Origin of the sequence: Brevibacillus jepli (assembly GCF_047229145.1) — a bacterium.
Lineage (GTDB): Bacteria > Bacillota > Bacilli > Brevibacillales > Brevibacillaceae > Brevibacillus.
On record NZ_JBFEFW010000008.1, the window covers coordinates 22384 to 42549 of the forward strand.

Annotated in this window: 17 protein-coding genes and 1 pseudogene; 6 read left to right on the top strand and 12 right to left on the bottom strand. The window is 49.4% G+C overall.

What is annotated here, in order from left to right; all coding sequences use genetic code 11:
* Positions 1-2 precede the first annotated feature (2 nt).
* Genes AB1L17_RS10400 through AB1L17_RS10425 form a run of 6 tightly spaced genes read right to left on the bottom strand, consistent with a single transcriptional unit; the run spans position 3 to position 7748 of the window.
* Positions 3-884: a DUF58 domain-containing protein gene (locus tag AB1L17_RS10400; protein WP_412844925.1), complete on the bottom strand. Its 882-nt coding sequence runs from the start codon at positions 882-884 to the stop codon at positions 3-5.
* Positions 881-1864 carry an AAA family ATPase gene (locus AB1L17_RS10405; RefSeq protein ID WP_412844924.1) on the bottom strand — a complete coding sequence of 328 codons (984 nt, stop codon included), beginning with the start codon at positions 1862-1864 and terminating at the stop codon, positions 881-883. Before AB1L17_RS10405 ends, AB1L17_RS10400 begins: the two co-directional genes overlap by 4 nt.
* A gap of 30 nt (positions 1865-1894) precedes the next feature.
* Positions 1895-3589, bottom strand: a complete 1695-nt coding sequence (locus AB1L17_RS10410) for a DUF8809 domain-containing protein (protein ID WP_412844923.1) — start codon at positions 3587-3589, stop codon at positions 1895-1897.
* A gap of 3 nt (positions 3590-3592) precedes the next feature.
* Positions 3593-4453 (bottom strand): ABC transporter permease, encoded by an 861-nt coding sequence (locus AB1L17_RS10415; RefSeq protein ID WP_412844922.1) that lies wholly within the window; start codon positions 4451-4453, stop codon positions 3593-3595.
* Complete coding sequence (locus AB1L17_RS10420; RefSeq protein ID WP_412844921.1) at positions 4450-5376, bottom strand: ABC transporter ATP-binding protein; 927 nt, start codon at positions 5374-5376, stop codon at positions 4450-4452. Before AB1L17_RS10420 ends, AB1L17_RS10415 begins: the two co-directional genes overlap by 4 nt.
* Positions 5373-7748: a DUF8815 domain-containing protein gene (locus AB1L17_RS10425; RefSeq protein ID WP_412844920.1), complete on the bottom strand. Its 2376-nt coding sequence runs from the start codon at positions 7746-7748 to the stop codon at positions 5373-5375. Before AB1L17_RS10425 ends, AB1L17_RS10420 begins: the two co-directional genes overlap by 4 nt.
* A gap of 192 nt (positions 7749-7940) precedes the next feature.
* On the opposite strand from AB1L17_RS10425, the gene AB1L17_RS10430 reads away from it, so the two are divergent.
* Genes AB1L17_RS10430 through AB1L17_RS10450 form a run of 5 tightly spaced genes read left to right on the top strand, consistent with a single transcriptional unit; the run spans position 7941 to position 11733 of the window.
* Positions 7941-8633 (top strand): hypothetical protein, encoded by a 693-nt coding sequence (locus AB1L17_RS10430; RefSeq protein WP_412844919.1) that lies wholly within the window; start codon positions 7941-7943, stop codon positions 8631-8633.
* Positions 8634-8650: 17 nt separating this feature from the next.
* Complete coding sequence (locus AB1L17_RS10435; RefSeq protein ID WP_412844918.1) at positions 8651-9358, top strand: cytochrome c biogenesis CcdA family protein; 708 nt, start codon at positions 8651-8653, stop codon at positions 9356-9358.
* A gap of 17 nt (positions 9359-9375) precedes the next feature.
* Positions 9376-9945 (top strand): peroxiredoxin family protein, encoded by a 570-nt coding sequence (locus AB1L17_RS10440; RefSeq protein ID WP_412844917.1) that lies wholly within the window; start codon positions 9376-9378, stop codon positions 9943-9945.
* 20 nt (positions 9946-9965) lie between these two features.
* Positions 9966-10661: a response regulator transcription factor gene (locus AB1L17_RS10445; protein WP_412844916.1), complete on the top strand. Its 696-nt coding sequence runs from the start codon at positions 9966-9968 to the stop codon at positions 10659-10661.
* The gene (locus AB1L17_RS10450) at positions 10603-11733 is read left to right on the top strand and encodes a sensor histidine kinase (RefSeq protein ID WP_412844915.1); all 1131 of its coding nucleotides are present in this window, start codon (positions 10603-10605) and stop codon (positions 11731-11733) included. The genes AB1L17_RS10445 and AB1L17_RS10450 overlap by 59 nt, the downstream gene beginning before the upstream one ends.
* Here the strand turns inward: AB1L17_RS10450 and AB1L17_RS10455 are convergent, their stop codons facing one another.
* On the bottom strand, positions 11734-12696 hold the full coding sequence (locus tag AB1L17_RS10455; RefSeq protein WP_412844914.1) for a proline dehydrogenase family protein: 963 nt from the start codon (positions 12694-12696) through the stop codon (positions 11734-11736).
* A gap of 127 nt (positions 12697-12823) precedes the next feature.
* Here AB1L17_RS10455 and pdxR point away from each other — a divergent pair, with 127 nt between their 5' ends.
* Positions 12824-14281, top strand: a complete 1458-nt coding sequence (pdxR, locus tag AB1L17_RS10460; RefSeq protein ID WP_412844913.1) for a MocR-like pyridoxine biosynthesis transcription factor PdxR — start codon at positions 12824-12826, stop codon at positions 14279-14281.
* Here pdxR and AB1L17_RS10465 read toward each other — a convergent pair.
* The 5 genes and pseudogenes from AB1L17_RS10465 to AB1L17_RS10485 form a co-directional block, all read right to left on the bottom strand.
* Positions 14245-14556 (bottom strand): annotated as a pseudogene (locus tag AB1L17_RS10465) (cupin domain-containing protein); the annotation flags it as partial. The gene pdxR and the pseudogene AB1L17_RS10465 sit on opposite strands and share 37 nt — an antisense overlap.
* A 734-nt stretch (positions 14557-15290) precedes the next feature.
* The gene (locus AB1L17_RS10470) at positions 15291-15845 is read right to left on the bottom strand and encodes a glycerol-3-phosphate responsive antiterminator (RefSeq protein ID WP_412844912.1); all 555 of its coding nucleotides are present in this window, start codon (positions 15843-15845) and stop codon (positions 15291-15293) included.
* Between the two features lie 13 nt (positions 15846-15858).
* On the bottom strand, positions 15859-17529 hold the full coding sequence (locus AB1L17_RS10475) for a glycerol-3-phosphate dehydrogenase/oxidase (protein WP_412844911.1): 1671 nt from the start codon (positions 17527-17529) through the stop codon (positions 15859-15861).
* A gap of 147 nt (positions 17530-17676) precedes the next feature.
* Positions 17677-19176: a glycerol kinase GlpK gene (gene glpK / locus AB1L17_RS10480; protein ID WP_412844910.1), complete on the bottom strand. Its 1500-nt coding sequence runs from the start codon at positions 19174-19176 to the stop codon at positions 17677-17679.
* Positions 19177-19230: 54 nt separating this feature from the next.
* Positions 19231-20061: an MIP/aquaporin family protein gene (locus AB1L17_RS10485; protein ID WP_412844909.1), complete on the bottom strand. Its 831-nt coding sequence runs from the start codon at positions 20059-20061 to the stop codon at positions 19231-19233.
* Positions 20062-20166 lie beyond the last annotated feature (105 nt).

A 20166-nucleotide genomic window follows, 5' to 3' on the forward strand; every position in this document is an offset into this window, starting at 1 on the left:
CTCTAGCGAATCAAGCCGGCCTGACGAAAGACATGAAAGACAATCGATTCCAGCGACTGTTCGGCCTCTACCCCGACACTGGCGATTCCTCTTCCATACGCAAACGCAGACAGTTCTTGTTGATAATCTCGCAAGCTCTTGTGATACTCTTCCATCAAAAGACTGGTCAGTGATACTTCTTTTGCCTGCCCTGTCTCTGAATCTATCAAGCGCAGCTCTCCTGCATACTCGGGTGCAAGCTCTTCTTTGGAAAGCACCTGAACAAGCGTGACCTCTTGTCTGGCTGCCTGCAAATACGCGATACCGTCTGCATAGCCTGACTCAAACAAAAAGTCCGAAAGAACAATGGATACGCCTGCTTTGCCACTGACTGCGCCGGGCTGTCGCATTGCCGTATGAATATTACCGGCCCCGCCTTCTTGCAGGGAAGATAAGAAGCTGAGCAAGCGATGCGCCTGGCTCTTTCCTTGCAGCCCGGTAAGTGCGGCCGTTATGTGACTGTCAAAAGCATAGACCGACACATGATCGAGATGACACAAGGACAAATAGCCCAGAGCCGCTGCAATCTCGACAGCGCGTTCCATTTTGTTCGGATGCCCGTAGCTCATCGAACGACTGCAATCGATATACAAATTCACATGCAGCTCTGTTTCATCCAAATACTTTTTCAAAAACAGCTTCCCTGAGCGGGCATACGCATTCCAATCGAGCTGCCGCAAGTCGTCGCCGGGAACGTACGCACGAAAGTCCGCGAACTCCATGGAGCTGCCCAGCTGTCTCGCCTTTCGCTTTCCTGCCTGGCTGCCGCTGACCGCTTTGCGACTAGCCATCTGCATCCGCTCCAGTCTGGCGAGCCATGACGGATCAAGCAGGTGTTGACTCATACCTTCTGCGTCCCCAGTCCGTCCAATATATCCATGATGACGCGGTCTGGTCGGATGCCGTTTGCCTCTCCTTCAAAATTGAGGAAAATGCGGTGGCGAAGCGCTGGCAGAGCGACTGCCGTCACGTCCTCGTACGCGAGATTGTATCGGCCAGCCAACAGTGCACGTACCTTTGCCAAGCCGACAATCGCCTGCACGCCACGCGGACCTGCTCCATTGCGTACATATTTGTTCACCGAGGCTATTGCTTGTTCACCCGGATGTGTCGCTAAAAGCAGCTTTACCGCGTAATCCAGAACAGCATCTGCTACCAGAACTTCACGTGCAGCTTGCTGAATCTCTGCAATCTGCTCGGCTGACGCTACCTTTTCCACAGTGATGACTTGGCTTGTGGTCGTTTGCCGCACAATCAATTTCAGTTCTTCTTCTGTCGGATACGGAACGTCGATCTTCAGTAAAAAGCGGTCCATCTGCGCCTCTGGCAATGGATAAGTCCCTTCCTGCTCCAACGGGTTTTGTGTCGCAAGAACAAAAAACGGCTCCGGCAACGCACGGGTCACACCCCCTGCTGAAACCGTTCGCTCCTGCATGGCCTCCAACAGAGCGCTCTGTGTCTTCGGTGTCGCCCGGTTGATCTCATCCGCCAACACGACATGAGCAAAGATCGGTCCGTGCTGGAACTGGAAGGACTGCTGTCCCTTTTCATCCACCAACAGGATGTTCGTTCCTGTAATGTCTGTCGGCATCAAGTCAGGCGTGAACTGAATGCGCTGAAACGACAGCTCAAAAGCTTGGGACAGCGTCCGTACGAGCAATGTTTTGCCCAAACCAGGTACACCCTCCAAAAGCGCATGTCCCCCTGCAAAAACGGCCCATAGCAGCTGCTCGACCACATCTTTTTGTCCTACCAATACCTTTCCAATCTCTTGCCTGACAAGCTCTACTCGCTGCAAGCAATCCTCTATCGTTTGCTGCGCCATCGCCGTGTCTCCTTCCTGTTGTTGAATGAACTAAGGCTCTATTTTGGTGAAATAATCCTTCACGATCTGTTGATAATCGCCGGGAATACTGCTCTTTTCCATGCTCTCGCGGGCAAACTGCTCATACTGACCGTACACTTCCTCGTAAGGGAGCGTTCCACCAGAGGAAACCTGTGAGTTGCCGCTTTGTTGCGATTGAGAAGGACCTGATCCGAGTGGGCCGCCGACCGTATCCACAGGACCGTTTTCCCCGCCTATGCGATCTGCTGGGACAGTAACTAGCTCGTGTCTGCCTTTCCCTAACCCGGCACCTCCGCCTTGACCGCTGCCGTTACCCGAGCCGTTGCCGTTGCCATTTCCGTTACCATTGCCGTTGCCATTTCCACTACCATTTCCTTGCCCCGAGCCATTGTTCCCATTACCAGGCTGGTTTGCCGGGTTCGCTCCTGGTGTTGCAGCACTTGGGTTATTTCCGGGAGTCCCTGATGCTGGCGTCGCCTGACCTGCTCCTGCCATACCTGTTCCGACTCCACTCGCTCCGGCATTTCCTGCTTGGGCGCCTGCACTGGCAAGCGTCATTTGCGACTGATTGAGCGAGGCAGCGGCATGTATAGCTGCGAGCATAGCCTGCTGGGACTGCTGAATGCCTGTCATGGCTTGCAGCATGCTGTTCTCAAGTGCAGTCATCGCTTGAGGCACTTGTCCCTGAGCTGTTTGCTGGGCTGCCTCCGCCAATTGTTTGGCGATGTCCTCTAGCTGCTGTGAGTCTGCAGCCTCGGCTTCTTTTTTCAATTGTTCTGCGGCATTAGCGAGTTCGCGGGCGATCTCTTCCCGTTCTTTTTGCGGCATGCCTTCCATTGCTTTTGCCATTTTCGCCAGTGCCTCAGTCATCGCTTGGCGATCATTCTTTTCCATCGCGCCAGCCAAGGATCGTGTCCCTTCTTGATTACCCAAGCTGCGTTGGAGTGCTTGCAGCGCTTTTTCTTTTTGCTGCTCCGCATCTCTTACCTTCTCCAGTTGTTTTTCAGCAGCGCGCAGTGCATTTTGACGTTCGGCCGGATCGTCTGCTTTCGCTAGCGCCTTTTTCGCCTGCTCAAGCATTTCCTCCAGCTGTTTTTTCTGCGCGTCGGTTAAGCCTGTGTTCTTTTTCACTTCCTGCTTGATTGCCTCTACTTCTTCCTCGACCTGCGCGATCGCTTTCTTTTCCTCAGCCATCTGGGCAAGTCGCAGGTCTTGAGGATTCGGCCACAGAAAAAGCACCAGGCACACCACTAGCAGGCTGCTTGTGACATATACCTTTCGCTGGACAAGCGACCAGATGCGGACACTCTCTACGATTTGTGGCAGGTTTTTACGCAGATGCTGCAGGGCGTCTTCCCTCTGCATACCCGCTACCATGGACTGATTCTCTTGATTCTCCCACGCTGTGACCACTCGCTGGGCCAAACCATTTCCGTCTGCCACTTGCGCACATTGGAGCCACGTAGGGCGCATCCAAAACGTACGAACCAGGCCGGTGATGACAAAAAGCACTGGCAGCAAGAGCGCGATCCATTGATAAAACGGAATCGGCCATATACGAGCGAGGAGGAGGAGGACAAGGCTCGCACCCATCCCCCACAAACCATAGACGGTTAGCTGCTGTATCCATACGCGCAAGCCCAGTTGCTTTCGAATCGGTGCAAGCAGTGACTTCAGCTCGTCGTTCGCTTTAGAAGTAAACATGGCTTACTGCTCCTCTTTTACTTTCCGAAATCTCGGTTTCACGGGCTGAATGAGATAAATGGCAAGTAAAAGGCAGAACAGTGTAACGACCCCGAAAAACAGGCAGTAAACTGCGAACGGGTCTACATTCGCCAGCCTGATCTGCGGCCCTTCTTCAAAAATGTTTAACATTGCAAACAACGGATTAAAGTTGTGCAAAAGATCTGGCCATTCCGGCATGGTCGCTGATGTCATGCCACCTGACCGGCGCTGGTACCGAATGAACTCTTTAAAAATTTCTGCCAGTATACTTGATCCAATCGCAAATCCGAACACCAAGGCATAGCTGACGACCGTAGCGATTCCCGTCCGTTTGATCAGTGTAGACATGAGCACACCGATGCTGCCAATGCCAAACATGGTAATGACGTAAAAGCCAAACACCTTGATCACTTGTGCAGGTGAGATTCCTCCGTACAAAAAGACGATGGCATAGAGCGGAATCGTCGCAATCACCAGGAAGGTCATGAAGCTGAGCGAGGCCAACCATTTGCCCAGAATCAATCGTGTGGCACTGACATTCGTCGTCAACAATACGCTCAACGTCTGCCGTTCACGCTCACCGGAAATCACACCAGCGGTCAATCCCGGCACAACAAAGCAAATCATCCCGAGCTGAAACACAGACAGCATCATGAACAGCTCGCGTGTATCATTCGGATTGTAGTAGCTGCCGCCGTTTGTCATAAAGAAAATCACCATGAGCGTCATTGCGCCCAAAACGAGCAAATACAGAAGGATGATCCACGGTGACCGATTGGTCCGCATCCGCATTTTCCATTCATTGAACAAGACAGGGTTGCGTAATCGTCTCAAGTCGCTCATGAGCCCACCCCTTTCGTAATTTCCAGGAAGATTTCTTCCAAATCACCAACAGCCTCATTGAACGCTGCAACAGGAAAGCCTGATACCGCGAGCCCACGCAAGAGCTCAACCTGCTCCTCATCATTGCCTGAAAAGCCTGCGACGACCCAGTTCCCTTCACGTGTCACTCTGGTGATGACCGGCATTTCCCGCAGGTGCGTCATCGCCTCATCGACCCGATCCAACAGGCGGATGCGCAATACACGCTGCTCTTGCATTTTCGAGTAAATCTCATCGACTCGACCAAAGGCAACCAGATTACCTTCCTCTACAATCCCGATGACGTCGCACATCTCCGCCAGCTCAGGCAAAATATGCGAACTGATGATAATCGTCTTGCCCATGTCCCGCAGTTCCTTCAAAATCTCCCGCAGCTCAATCCGTGCACGCGGGTCCAGACCAGACGCCGGTTCATCCAAAATGAGCACTTCCGGATTGTGCACCAGTGAGCGAGCAAGCCCGAGACGCTGCTTCATTCCACGCGACAACGAATCGACGTAGGCATCCCGCTTGTGGCTGAGATTCACCAGCTCCAATAACTGTGGGATGATTTGTTTTCGCTCTGCTGCCGGAATGTCGTAGTTCGCTCCGTAAAAATCAAGGTACTCTTCTGCTGTCAAATTGTCGTATACACCGAAAAAGTCTGGCATGTAGCCGATCAGCTTGCGTACTTCCTTCGGATGCTTCGTTACCTCATAGCCGCCTACGTACGCCTTTCCGCTCGTCGGCTCCAATAAGGTAGCCAAAATGGACATCGTGGTTGATTTTCCCGCCCCGTTCGGACCGACGAAGCCAAACACGGTTCCTTTGTCAATTTCAAGCGAAAGTCCTTTCAACGCTTCCATTTTGCCGTAGCGCTTACGCAAATTTTTAATTTGGATCATTTCTTGCTCACCTTCCCTTCCACACTGACATTTGGATAGCCAATGTGGCGATGATCCTCAAACTGGTGGGCAAATTTGATGCGGACCATTCCGTCGCCCGAAATATAGGTAGCTGTCTTGTCACTCGTCATGACGTTGTTCATGAACGCCTTTTCAAATGGTTCGAAAGCTTTTGTCTTCCAGTTGTAAACCTCTTTTTCAAAAGTAGTATTGTCCTCTGACCAGGTGTACAGATACAGGTTGTTCACTGTGAGGTCTTGCCCTTCCTGATCCAGATTAATATCAAACGTAATGTCCCCAGCAGGCAGTCTGTAGCCATCTCCGAAGTCATCTACAGGCACTGAGCTGCCTGACATCGTCACATCGAAGGTTCCCGTCGGGTAATAGATGTGGCCATCTTTGGATGGTGTCACTTGCAGAGCAGAAGTAACCATAGCGATACTGTTGTGTTCCACGCTTTCATTTTGTACAACAGCCTCTACCACTGGAGTATCAGTCCAACCGACGAGCTTCACCACTTCTGACTGACCCGAGCTTCTGTCCATCATTTCCAGCATTTCTACCATGACCTGCTCGCGTGTTTCCGTTTGATAGCCATTCGACTGCATGTGTTGAGGTAATGCATGGGCCATATTTTGCCATCTGCGATTCTGCCTTGCTTGCTGCTGCGGTGTAAACGGCAGGTTTACTTCAATACTGCTGCCAACCGCCAATTGTGGAATCTCCTGTACTTGCATACCAGAGGAGATCGTCACATCACGAAGCGGGAACTTCGTATTATTCGTAACCATTCCTTTCAAGGCACCGTTCTCATATGCCAGGTTAGACTCTATTTTTCCTACATCAGATAACGATTGTTCTGTTGCAACCTTGCGCATCGACCAAAATTCCACATCGCGGAAATCAATATTGGTCTGATCTGGCTGCATAGAGATCCAAATCTTCGGAACCTCATCGTGCTGATTTAGTTCAAATAAAGGCTCTGTCATGCCCTCTCCTTTTAAGGTCAGGCGATAGTCGTCATTTCTCGGCACGAAAAATGCAGTTACACTCGCCGTATTTGCCTGTCCGTTGTTTTGTAGCTGGATAACACCTACCTGGTGCACCTTCACACCACTTCCACGCTGGATGGCACCGATCGAAAAGATACCTATTCCCGCCACGACAGAAAGTACAGGCACAATGACCCACATATAGCTCTGCTTACGCTTCCTCCGCAATAGGTAGAAAAGAACCGGCCCCGCAATCAAGGCATAAATTCCGAAGAACAAAGCAAACCAGCTAACCTCTGGAATCCTCAAGGATGGAATACGGTCAGCCGCATCTCTCAGTGGCCAAATGCGGTCATACATGCGCGTCTTGGAATCATTTATAGACGAGCCAAATGCTTTGATCAGTGTGTCAGACCAGAAACGGCTGTTTCCCGCCCAGCTGGCAACTGGTTCCGCTGCCAAGTCATAAGCGACATACAATACTTTTCCGTCTCCTACGTTATGTACAGCCATAAGTGGAATATTGCCTTCACTGTACAGCGCCTTTCCTGTTTTCAACGTCCCATTGCTTACTGTAAAGGGTGACGTCAGCTCAATCGGATTAGTCTTATCCACTTTCAAACTGGCGAGTGTCTGTACGCTCGTCACTCCAGTCACTTCTACTGGTGACAAATCAGCCAAAACGCCAGACCACTTCTTGTACTGGGCACCCCCGGCTAAAATCAGCATCCCGCCGGATTTCGTCCAATCACGAATCGCTTTGATCTGTTGTTCATTCAATGAATCCAAAGCAAAGTTGTTGATGACGAGCATGTCAATCATCCGCAGCTCCGTACCTGTCGCTGGAACATTTTCTGCTTTCATCGACAAGACCTGGACGTCGTTATGAATGGAGCCTTTTGGCAATGCGCCGAGAAAATTGGCTGTGTCGCGGTTTTCTGCCAACACGCCGATCATCAGCGTATCCTCACTGTACAGCCTGCCAGTTACCGGGGTTTTAGCAATAATCGTATTGTTCTGCATCAAGGCTACATAGGAACTGTTATGCAGTTCTTGACCAGGAACGAGAATCGTTACCTGCTTGGTCGCTCCGCTTGCAATCGAAACCGGCTGATAATTGGCGACTGCGAACTGATTATTTCCCCGTTCCCCCGTGGCGACATACAGCTCACCTTCAACATCCGCCCCTCCATTTTTCACCGTGACTACAACGGGTACCATTCCTGTTTCCCTGTACTTGCCTTCGATCCCTACTGTCACTCCTAGCTGGATTTTGCCCTCTGCCAAGGCTGTCCCAACCAAACCTCCAGGCCCACCCGCTACCAGCAGGAGGAACGCACAAAGGGCCAGGAACCACCGTTTGTACTGCACCGTATTCATTCGCTCAAAACCTCCATGGACAATTCTTTTTACTCCCTATCTTTTCTATTCATACAATTATTGACGTTACTTCCAGACAAATAGCTACAAGTTTTTTCAAAATGAAGTCGATTCGAGGGCTTCACTTTTTTTTGCCTCTTTAATGAATCTTAACAATCGGGTTCTACAGTATTTGTGAAAGGAGGCTTACGCATGATGCAAGACGCCATCATTTGGGGACCATTGATTATTAAATACGAATGGATCGCAATTGCCTTTTCTGCACTAGTCGCTTACCTGGCCATGAAATACTGGCTGAAGAACCAGATCAATGTAAACAAGCCTGTTATGGAGGATATATCCAATGCGCTTTTTTGGGGTTTCCTGATCTGGAAGTTCAGTGTCATTCTTTTCAATCCTGTCAGCGTGCTTGGTAATCCTTACTACCTTCTTTATTTTTCCGGAGGCGAGCGCGGAATCTGGCTGGCTGCAATGGTTGTCCTCGGTTTCCTCTACCTTCAAGCCAAGAGGCGCACTATCTCCTTTTGGTTGTATGCGGCAGCTATGGCGGTGGGCTTGTTAACCTATCGATTCGTCTATTCCCTGTTCCTGCTTGTGTTCAGTAATCCGATGCAATCGCTTCTGTACGTGCTCAGCCAGCTTGTTCTGGCGATCGTACTCCTGATCTGGATGTACAGCAGAAAAGAAAATGTCGGGAACCCTCAAGCCATCAATCAGCTCATTCTTTGGTTTAGCATTGGCCAAATTTTCAGCTCCTTTTTAAAAGGCTATTCTTCCGCTGTGTTTGTGGGATTATCCAGTGAGCAGCTTTTCTTTCTAGCCATCTCGCTGTGTTGTTTGTTTTTTCTAAACTTCAGAAAAGAAAGTAGTATCCAAGAATCGTAACCATGGAGGATTTTTCAATGGATCAAATTTCAATCTTATTTGCAATAGCGGCGGGAATGCTCTCGTTTTTCTCCCCTTGTATTTTTCCGCTTTTGCCCGCCTATGTTGCGAATCTTACGGGCTCTTATGTGAGTGGAGATAGGATGAGTGTTTCCAAAAAAACAGTGATGGCTCGTTCCATCCTGTTTATCCTTGGCTTTACAGTCGTTTTCATGATGATGGGCGCTTCCGCCAGTATGATCGGTCAATTTTTTGCTGCGAATCGCGGGGTATTAGAGAAGGTCGCAGGCTTGCTCATTATCATATTCGGTCTACAGACAGCCGGGCTATTGAACCTTCGTTTTCTCATGTTTCAAAAGCAGTGGGAAACCAAGGGTCCCAAGAACGGATGGCATTCATTTGTGGTCGGTGTCGCTTTTGGAACTGGCTGGACGCCTTGCGTCGGACTCGCTTTATCGTCGATTTTGCTCTTGGCTGGCTCCTCTGAAACGATGTACAGCGGAATCTTTTTGCTGCTGTTTTATTCGCTCGGCTTAGGAGTGCCCTTTCTCTTGATTTCCTTATGGATTACAAGATCACTTGGAGTCATGAAAAAAGTAAATAAGTGGCTGCCACGCCTGTCTTTGATTAACGGCTGGATTTTGATCGTGATGGGCTTGCTGCTGTTTACAGGGCAGTTGCAAAAATTAAGTGCCTGGCTGGCTCAATTCGCGCCAGTGTTATAATGAAAGGATGATTTCCCATGAAGAAAAATATCATCGTAATTGCAATTCTGCTCGGATTGGTTGGATGGGGCGCTTACGATACGATCAAGAAAAATGAAGTGCGTGAAGCAAGACTATCCAGCAATGAGCAAGCGGTAGCTGATTCATCCCTTACTGTCGGGATTAACCAAGGCAATCTGGCACCTGACTTCGAGCTACAGACGCTCGCTGGAGAAAGCGTCAAGCTTTCCGATTTTCGAGGAAAAAAGGTCATCGTGAATATGTGGGCAACCTGGTGTCCACCGTGCCGAGCGGAAATGCCGGACATGCAGAAGTTTTACGAGAAATACAAAGAGGAAAATGTCACGATTCTTGCTGTAAATATGACAACATCAGAGAAAAATGTAGAGAGTATCCCTACGTTTTTAGATGAATTCGGAATTACATTCCCGGTTGTATTGGATGAACAAAACGAAGTAGCGGAGATCTATCAAGTCGTAGCGCTCCCTTCCAGCTATATTATTGATGCAAACGGCGTTATTCAACAGAAGGTTATTGGTCCGATGAATTACGAGATGATGGAAAATATGGTTTCACAGATGCGTTAATGAGTGGGGAGGAATTCGGAATGGCAGTCAAGGGGACCGGGATTCTAGTCGTGGAGGATGACGTAAAAATCCGTAATCTCATCGTCCTGTACCTGGAAAAAGAGGGGTATGAAGTATACGAGGCGTCAGATGGGGAGGAAGCACTCGAAGCCTTTCGAAAATACGACCCTTGCCTTGTTATTCTGGATTTGATGCTCCCAAAAGTAAGTGGAGAAGAAGTTTGCAAAAGCATTCGGGCCGATTTGAAGGAAGACATCCCCATTATCATGTTAACGGCTAAAGTCGAAGAACAAAGTCGAATTGAAGGATTAAAATCAGGCGCAGATGATTATGTAACGAAACCGTTTAGTCCTGGTGAATTAGTGGCACGGGTAGAATCGATTTTGCGAAGAACGAATCAACGGTGCAGCAAAATTACGTATCGGGGCTTAACCATAAAAGCATTACGGGGTGAAGTTCACTACAAAGGAGAGGGCATCTCACTAACACAGCACGAATTTCGCCTTCTGTACTTTTTGATGATGCACCCCAATCAAATTTTGACCAGGGAACAAATCATTGATGAGCTGTATCCGCACAACGAAAAGGTCGTGACGGAAAGAACGATCGATGTTCACATCGGCAAGCTGAGAGAAAAATTGAAGTGGGATGGTGACAGTGAGCTCATCGAAACCATCCGGGGAATGGGGTATCGTTTTGTTGCTTACCAAAAATAATCCTCTTCGAATCAACATATTGTGGAAGCTTATTTTGATCAATGCAGCTGTCATTGGTATCGCAATCTGGCTAGCTGGCGTTACTGTGAAAGACTACGCCTGCTTGCTGTTTGCCAGCTCCCCTTCTGTAAGTCCAGAAGAGAGCGCTGCTTTTACGCAAACGATGCAGACCTTTTTAATCAAAGCCAGTCTGGTGGCAGCGATATTTGCAGGGATCTTTCACTACTTTTTCGTCAAGACACTGCTACTACCGCTCAAGAAATTAGGTAGTGCTACACGACAAATGGCTCAAGGGGACATGCCTGATCCCCTATCGATTCGTGTTCGCGATGAAATCGGACAGTTAACGGTTGATTTTAACCATCTAGGCCAGAAATTAAAGCAAGTGGAAGAGCTACGTAAAAAGATGCTGGCTGATATTGCCCATGAGCTGCGTACCCCGTTAACCAATATTAACGGATACTTGGAAGCGCTAAGCAACGGAATCATTCAAGGCAATGCCGAGCTATTCCAATCCCTTCACGAAGAATCGATACGCATTACCCGATTGGTTGAGCAGCTACACCAATTGAATGTGTGGCAAGGAAAGAAAATATCGAGCGATCATAAGATAAATGTACTCGCTATCGATACGATTATGGAATCCTGTATCGAGCATTTTTCTTTGGCGTTCAGGAATAGAGAGATATCCATTGACGTCGATATAGAAGCAGCACATGTCGCCTGCGATGAAGATGGTCTAAAACAAGTGCTGTATAATCTCCTGACGAATGTCCTGCGATATGACGTGGGAGGCTGGGTGAATATTACAGGAAAGCAAAACGAGTCTGTCTATGCGGTTACTGTCACGAATATAGGACAGCCGATTCCGAAAGAAAAAGAATCTCTCATTTTCGAGAGATTCTATCGCTTAGATTCGTCCCGGAGCAGGGATACGGGTGGATCGGGATTAGGATTATCTTTAGTAAAAGAAATCATAGAGCAGCAAAGCGGAAAAGTTGGATTACAGTCACAAGGAAATCAACATTCCTTTTGGTTTACAATACCTTTGCATGATTCCGCATCCAAATGATTACATGCCATACCCTATGTCATGAATTCTCGTCGGATCAAACATATCGGCAATCGCCTGATGCACATGAGGCGGATGCTCCGCCAGACGATGACACACGTACAAGTACCATTCCGTCCCATACGTCAGGTACAGGCGCACCGGAACCCCTTTCTCTCGCAAGGCATGGGCCAGCTCTGGTCGAACCCCGTATAACAGCTCGACCTCTACATTCGGTCGAAGCAAATACTCTCGGCGGGCCAGCTCGTCTACAATGGCTTGATCATGCGTGGCGAGCGAGCATTCGTGTCCCGATCGAATACACAGCTCAGCCAGCTCTAGATATCTTTCGTTCAACTCCATTGAACGAGCCAATGCGACTTCCTGCGGCTCCTTGAATGCGCCTTTCACCAGACGAATTTTTCCCGGGAGTGCGAGCACCCGTTGGATATCCTCCATGGAACGGTGCAAATGCGCCTGAATTGTAATGCCCACATTCTCATGCCGTTGTGCAAAATGCTCGTACACGCTTAGGATTGCTTCCGTTTTGGTCGATTCCTCCATGCTGATCATCAAATACTGGCCATGTTGCCTTGCCTGCTCCGCCAGCTCTTCGACGTGCGCATAAGCCATCTTTGGTTCAAGCAGCAAGCCAAGATGAGACAGGTCAAAGGAAATTCCGACTGCTGTATGTAGCTGGGAGCAATCCAGGGTCAGCGCCCGAAATTCCTGCTGCGCTTCCTCTACAACCTGTGAATCCAGCGTATTTTCCCCCATGTACTCAACTGACAGGCGATAACCCATTTTTTCTACGCGCTTGGCGATTGTGATGGCATCTGCACGTGTCTCACCTGTCACATAGCGTTTTGCCGCAGCCAACAGCAATGGATATAACAAGGGCGATGTTCTGACAGCTTCCTTTATCCGTTCATCACGGGCGATCGTACGCAAGATCTCCGCGGTCCTTCTCTCTTCTGGCGTCATCCTTCTCTCTCCTTTGGCAGTGGCATATCTCTTCTCTTCCTTCACCCTACCATGGTACGCTTGTGTGGATTAGGTCCAGTTTCCAACTATTTTGACAGGACCAGTTACGTAAGGAGGCATACACGCCTTGCTATGGTTGACCATTGATCGCGACAAACCCATTCCATTAATCAGACAAATTTATTCTGAATTGCGCACCAAAATTTTGATCGGAGAACTGACAGCAGGCTACAAGCTCCCTTCCACCCGCAAAGTGGCCAGTGAACTGCAACTATCTCGCAATGTTGTACTGGAAGCGTACGAGCAGCTATTGGCTGAGGGGTACATCGAGAGCAGACGTGGCTCCGGTTATTTCATTGCTTCCGGCATTTATTTGGAACAGCACGCCCGTATGACTGAGGCTGTGTTGCCGCAAGCGAATCAACCTATGAACGACGCCGGTAAAGCACTCATTGATTTTCGTTCCGGTGTTCCTGCTCTTGAGCACTTTCCGCGCAGTCTCTGGGGCAAAACGGTCCAGCGCGTATGTCTGAAGGCTCCGATGTCTGCCTTTGGCTATAATCGACCCGAGGGACGTACGGAGCTGCGCACTGTTTTGTGCCGCTACTTATATCGAACGCGCGGCGTGCAATGCGAGCCTGAGCAGATCATCATGACATCCGGTGCTACACAGGCCCTCACCCTGATTGCGGACGTACTGCTCGGCTCTGATAGCAACGTGGTCATCGAGGACCCGATCACGCACGATATCCAGAGCATTTTCACCAGGACAGGGGCACGTTTATTGCCTGTTCCGACAGATGAATCCGGGATGGATATGGAGCAGCTCCCATCCTTATCCGCTCATCGTCCCCGCTTTGTATTTGTCACGCCTTCCCATCAGTTCCCTCTCGGCGGCACCATGCCGATCCAGCGAAGACTCCAGCTCATTCGTTATGCACGGGAAGCTGACTGCTACATTGTCGAGGATGATTATGACAGTGAATTTCGCTACGAGAGTGCTCCCATCAGCTCCATCCAGGGACTTGCTTCGGAGCGTGTCATCTACATCGGTTCTTTTAGCAAAATTCTATCTCCCGGCCTGCGCCAAGGCTACCTCGTCCTGCCAAAAGCTCTGGTCGCCTCCTATCAGCAGGCGAAATGGCTATCTGATTTGCATGCGCCTTCGATTGATCAGCTTGCATTGGGTGTATTTATCGAGGAAGGACATCTGGAGAAATACGTGAATCGCGTGAAAAAGCTGTACAAAAAACGTCGGCAGTGCTTGATTGATGCCCTTCAGCTGGCTTTTGGAGACGGTGTGCGCATCTGGGGTGAGGCTGCCGGGTTACACATCGTTGCTGCTTTTCCTACAGTCCGCTTCACGCCTAACGTGCTGGCTGCTCTGGAGGAAGCAGGAGTCCGTGTCTACCCAGTCGAGGAGCATGCCATTGTCAAAGACAGACATGCGGATAAAATCATTCTTGGATACGGTAATACTTCTGAGGCAGAGATTGAAGAAGGAGTCGAGAGGATCAGGTCTGTTTTAAGGTATATTCCGCAGGAGAACAATACGAGTACAGTCAAATCTTCCGTGATCGAGTGAAAATGGTGGGGCACATGGGCTGCAACGAATACGATCGAGCCCGAAGTGACAGGAATATCCTCCTCCCCCACTCGCAGCTGTGCACAGCCATGGATCACACAGTACAACTCGTCCTCCGTGTGCGGCTGCTGGTGATCTACGTCGCCTGCCGCCAACTGATAAATGCCTCCACTCATGGAAGGCACACGCAAAAATTCGTGATACAGCTCTCCTTTTTCCGCTTGTGTTGCCAATAGCTGTTGGAGCGAGAATGCTTGCCTCTCTTGATTCACCATGGTTTCCACCCCTTTCTAATTTGTCTAGTATAATTGGCTGAAAAGTTTCGCCTTCCTGCTCTTTTGCAAAAGGAAGAGCCAAATCTTAGTTACACCTCAAGATTTGGCTCCAATCTATTACATATCCGCTTCTATCTATTGTAAAAACAGAGGATAATTAGCGCCAGCGACCGCAGCATCTAGGATGGCAATGCCGACAGAAATCAGGACATCTGCGTCGATGATCTCGTTGCCAGTCACGCCCACGATCCCAGTCCCGACCTCGACCCCAATCATCTCTTTGCCAAGGATAATAGGAAGACTGCCCAGACCGAGAAGAATACGATGACTGCCATTGTGCGCTTGGATAATTCATTCAATCGCCTGCTTTCCTCTTATTTTTGGTGACTATATGTGTATATGCACGGAGACGTTCATCCGCATAGACTACTGACATCTATACGGAATAAAAGGGTATCTACCTATCTTCGATACCAGCAATGATAATCTGGTTTGAGTCAGCATAGTGGAGGAGAAGAAAAAGCAGCTTTGTTGGTTCATCGATACCTTTCTACCGCGGCCTATTCAAGGAGGAGCGACCGCGTTTAAGTAGAAAGTTTTACCGAAGCAATGCCAGAAGTACTAGCTGAAGCACCTTGTCATGCGCTCCGGAATTTATTTGATAAATTCCTATACGTCAAAAAACCGGTATTCCTGTGAGGTGGAATGACCGGCTTTTGACGAGGCTGCTGCCCTTATGATTTCGTCCACAGTTCTCTGCGAGACGTTGTTACGGATGTTGCACCCGCTTGAATGGCGCGATCTACATCCTCTTTCGTGCGAATAAATCCACCAGCAATGACCGGGATTTTGGTTCGTACGGTTATTTCTTCGATCAAGTGAGGAATGATTCCTGGCAAAACCTCGACGTAATCGGGTTTGGTTCGCTCCAGTTGGGTAAGGCTGCTATCCAATGCCATCGTATCAATGAGAAAAAGTCGTTGGATGGAAATGAGCCCTTTTTTCTTGGCGGCAAGAATGGCACTGTTCCGTGTAGTGATGATTCCTTCGGGCTGTGCTTCTTGCGCAAGAAACTCCATCGCATATTCATCAGACTTCAAGCCGTCTATGAGATCAGCATGGATCAGCAGTTTTTTTCCGAACGCTCTGGCCCGTTTTCCCAGTGGCTTTACTTGCGCAACATGGGCATTCAACAAAATAATGCGCTCGTAGCAGCTCTCCATGAGTTCATCAAATTCTTTTAATGTCCGGGCAGCAGGAAGTATGACTTGATTGATCTGGTTTGCCAATCACGAATCACTCCTAGTGAAATGTTTTAGCAAGATGATATTCCTCTTCAAAGGCTTTTATTTCACGTTCTTTTCTCTCGTCAGACCATTGCAGCTCATGAGCAAGCTCTTCTCCCACCATTTCATACACGGGCTCCAGTGTTTCCCTCTCAAAGAATAGTCTGCCACTGCGACGAATCAGAAAATCGCTCATGGTCATGACCATTTCTTCCTTTACAGCGTAGCGCAGTTCTGCCTTCAGCAGTGCTTCGATCGGAGACACATTTTGATCATTTTGTGTCAAAAGCTCTATGCACATCGTTACGATTTGCTCACTGTTGCTTCCGTATTTCCCGACAAGAACACGGATTTGTTCCTCCGTAATTCCCCATGGGCGAAGGCGCTCTGCTTGTGTTTTCACAAATACCGGAATCATGGCAGCCGAGTCAAATTTTCCGCCAGCCAGAACGATTTTGTCTGTCCGACAAGCTTCAAATGCCCTGCCCTCTTCTGTGGTCAACTGCTTGACCACGACATCCACAATTCGCTCGGCCATCTTGCGGAAGCCCGTCAATTTTCCGCCTGCGATCGTAATCAGCCCACTCTTGGAATAAAAAATCTCGTCCTTCCGCGACAATTCAGAAGGAGACTTGCCATCTTCGTGGATCAGCGGTCTGAGTCCTGCCCAGCTGGAGCTGACATCCTGTTCCGTCAGCTTCACGGAAGGAAACATCTCGTTCGCCGCTCGGAGTACATACTCCATGTCTTCACGTGTCACCGTAGGACGCTCCAGCACTCCTTTGTAATTCGTGTCCGTGGTGCCGATGTACGTACTGTTATTGCGCGGAATCGCGAACAGCATGCGTCCATCGGATACATCGAAGTACACCGCCTGCTTCAACGGCAGCCTGTTATAAGGAACGACCAGATGCACGCCTTTTGTCAGATGGAGGCGTTTACCGAACAGGGAGTGGTCTTTTTCCCGAAGCTGATCCACCCAAGGCCCTGCTGCGTTGACGATTTTTTTGGCATGGAGGGAGTATTCCGTGCCCGTAAGCAAATCCTTCGCGCGAACCCCGATGACCTTGCCGTTTTCATAAATAAAACCAGTGGCTTCCGTATAATTAACGCACTGAGCTCCATGCGAGCTGGCTGTTTTCATGACCTCAATCGTAAGTCTGGCATCATCTGTCCGATATTCGAAGTAGAGTCCGCCACCCTTCAGAATATCTCTGCGCAAAAGCGGTTCTGCCTCCACAGTTTTCTGTTTGTTTAACATGATGCGGCGCTCTTTTCGTTCGACTCCTGCCAACACATCGTAAACATACAGGCCGATAGAGGTAGCCAGCTTGCCATACGTACCATTCTGCACGATAGGCAAAATCATTTTTTCCGGGATGACGATATGTGGCGCATTGCGATACAAAATGGCTCGCTCCCTGCCTACTTCCCGCACCAGCTGCACATCGCCCTGCTTCAAATAGCGCAATCCTCCGTGAACGAGCTTGGTTGAGCGACTGCTGGTGCCCGCAGCGAAGTCCTGTTTTTCCACGAGTCCGACACTCAGACCTCTCGCGGCAGCGTCGAGGGCAATTCCTGCTCCCGTCACCCCGCCGCCAATCACCAAGAGATCGAGCTGCGTGCTTGCCATTTTATCCAGACTAGCCTGACGTTGGCTTGATGATAATGCGCGTTGATCGTTCATTGTTTGCCTCATCCTCTCTAAAAGAAAAAGACAGCCAATATCCAAAAGAAGCAATGTAAGGTCATTGCCCTTTTGATACTGGCTGTCTCCGTAGTCTCCACAGCATGATTAACTTATCTCTAACTTTAGACCTCTTTTACACAAAAATCAATGCCTAATCTTGTAACCCATCGTTGCCTGTACCGCTTGCTTCCAGCCTGTGTACAGCTCCTGGCGCAATTCCTCCGCCATATCGGGTGCAAATGAGCGCTCCACCACTTTATTGTTCACAATATCTTCCTTGCTGCCCCAATACCCGACGGCAAGCCCGGCAAGATAAGCAGCTCCCAACGCAGTCGTTTCATTGACACGCGGACGCTCTACCTCTGTATTCAGGATATCAGACTGGAACTGCATCAAAAAGTTGTTCGCCACAGCTCCACCGTCTACCGCCAGCTTTTGCAGACGGATGCCGGAATCAGCTTCCATTGCTTCAAGCACATCCCGCGTCTGATAAGCCAAAGACTCCAGGGCTGCACGGATCAAATGGTTCTCCGTCGTGCCACGGGTCAAGCCAAAGATTGCACCCCTTGCTTCCATATCCCAATACGGCGCTCCCAATCCGACAAAAGCAGGAACCATATAGACGCCATCTGTACTGTCAACAGTCAAGGCATGCTTTTCCGAATCAGACGACTTCTCGATCAGCTTGAGTCCGTCACGCAGCCATTGAATCGCGGCACCCGCCACAAAAATACTGCCTTCCAGCGCGTACTCTACCTTGCCATCCACTCCCCAGGCAATGGTCGTCAGCAGTCCGTTCTTGGAGGCAACTGCCTTTTCTCCGGTATTCATCAGCATGAAGCAGCCTGTTCCATATGTGTTTTTGGCCTGCCCTTCCGCAAAGCACGCCTGACCAAACAGCGCTGCCTGCTGGTCTCCGGCAATCCCGGCAATCGGAATCTGGAATTCAAAGAGCTTCTCGTCTGTATAGCCGTACAATTCGCTGGAAGGACGGACCGCTGGCAGCATGCTTTTTGGGATTTGCAGCATGTTCAACAGCTCGTCGTCCCACGCAAGCGTATGAATATTAAACATCAACGTGCGTGAAGCATTGGAATAGTCGGTCACATGTACGTGTCCATTGGTCAGCTTCCAAATCAGCCATGTATCGATGGTGCCAAACAAGAGGTCGCCTTTCTCGGCTTTTTCCCGTGCTCCCTCTACATGATCGAGCATCCATTTTACCTTCGTGCCAGAAAAGTAGGCGTCAATCAACAATCCTGTTTTTTCGCGGACCGTTTGCTCATAGCCTTGCTCCTTTAACTGGTTGCAAATATCAATCGATTGTCTGCTTTGCCATACAATCGCATTGTGGATCGGCTTTCCAGTGTGCTTATCCCATACCACGGTTGTTTCCCGCTGATTCGTAATCCCGATTCCCGCAATTTCTTCCGGCTTCACATGATTATCCAGTAAAACCGCTTTCAAAACCTCCAGCTGCGATTCCCAGATTTCCTCGGCGTTGTGCTCCACCCAACCCGGCTTCGGATAGATTTGCGTGAATTCCTTCTGGGCAACCCCGATGATGGCCCCTGATTTATCGAATAAAATAGCACGAGAGCTCGTAGTTCCCTGATCGAGGGAAAGCATATATTTATTGTCCATGACAACTGTTCCTCCTTCACTCATATGGAATCGCCTACATTCTTTTCTCTATGACTAGGAACGCACACTTTCAGATGCGAGCTGCTTCTTGCTGCCGACTGTTTTTTTGCTTGTCATTCCGATCACGATGGCAATCACCATGAAAGCCGCTAATGCTATTACACCTGTCAGTGTGTGATCTGTAAACGTCCATTTGTAAAAAAATGCTCCGCTTACAGCTCCAACGATCGGGCCAACAACAGGAATCCATGCGTAGCGCCAGTTGGACTTCCCTTTACCGTGGATGGGCAAGAGGGCATGGGCGAGACGAGGTCCCAGGTCACGCGCCGGATTGATCGCATAGCCTGTAGTCCCGCCAAGAGATAAACCGATTGCGACAATCAGGAAGCCAACAATAAACGGATTCAGTCCTTCTGCAAATTTATTCGCTCCAATCGCCAGTAGACCGAGCACCAAGAAAAACGTACCTAAAATTTCGCTGAACAGATTCGCGAATGTATTCGGAATCGCTGGCCCAGTTGCAAAAACCCCTAATTTTGCTCCTGCATCATCCGTCTCACGCCAATGCGGGTAATAAAAGATCCAGACGAACGTCGCCCCCATAAATGCCCCAACCAGTTGTGCAGACACGTAGCCCGGCACATGCTCCCACGGAAATTGACCGATGCTAGCCAGTGCAATCGTAAGCGCCGGATTCAAATGTGCTCCGCTGATGCTGCCTACTGCATACGCACCGCATGCAACAGCCAGCCCCCATCCCAGCGTAATCACGATCCAGCCGCCGTTTTGGGAATACGCCTTTTTCAAGTTTTGTCCGGCGCAAACACCTGCCCCCAAAATGATCAAGATCATCGTCCCGATCAGTTCCCCTACATAAATAGACATGCCCTTCCTCCCCTTTTTGGAAAAATGCAAATCGCGGTGAACTCATCCACATAAAGCGCTTACATTCTGCCAACTCCTTTGTCGTTTGTCTGGAGAGAAAATAAA